The 519-nt window shown below is 58.2% G+C and carries 1 protein-coding gene; it reads left to right on the forward strand.

Annotation, left to right across the window (positions count from 1 at the left end; genetic code table 11):
- Positions 1–95: 95 nt before the first annotated feature.
- On the forward strand, positions 96–519 hold a 424-nt coding region (gene rpsB, locus E2H86_RS25830; RefSeq protein WP_133332299.1), incomplete at its 3' end, for a 30S ribosomal protein S2.

Genomic DNA, 519 nt, shown 5'->3' on the forward strand with positions numbered 1-519 from the left:
CTTGAAATCGCGAGCCGCTTCACCGCGGGTGTTTTTCGTATCGCATGCGAAGAATGTCTGAGGCGGCTTTAGACCTAACCCGACTGGAGAATTTCATGTCCGTAACCATGCGCGAAATGCTGGAAGCCGGTGTCCACTTTGGCCACCAGACCCGCTTCTGGAACCCCAAGATGGCCCCTTACATCTTCGGCCATCGCAACAAGATTCACATCATCAACCTGGAAAAGACGCTGCCGATGTACCAGGACGCACTGAAGTACGTGCGCCAACTGGCAGCCAACCGGGGCACCATTCTGTTCGTTGGTACGACGCGTCAATCGCGCGAGATCCTGGCTGAAGAAGCGGCTCGCGCAGGCATGCCGTTCGTCGACAGCCGCTGGCTCGGCGGCATGCTGACCAACTTCAAGACGGTCAAGACCTCGAGCAAGCGCCTGAAGGACATGGAAGGCGCCAACGAAGCCGGCGCGACCGCAACCAGGAGCAAGAAGGAAGCGCTGATGTTCGAACGCGAAATGGAGC

Origin of the sequence: Pseudomonas putida (assembly GCF_004357765.1) — a bacterium.
GTDB classification, from domain to species: domain Bacteria; phylum Pseudomonadota; class Gammaproteobacteria; order Pseudomonadales; family Pseudomonadaceae; genus Aquipseudomonas; species Aquipseudomonas putida_U.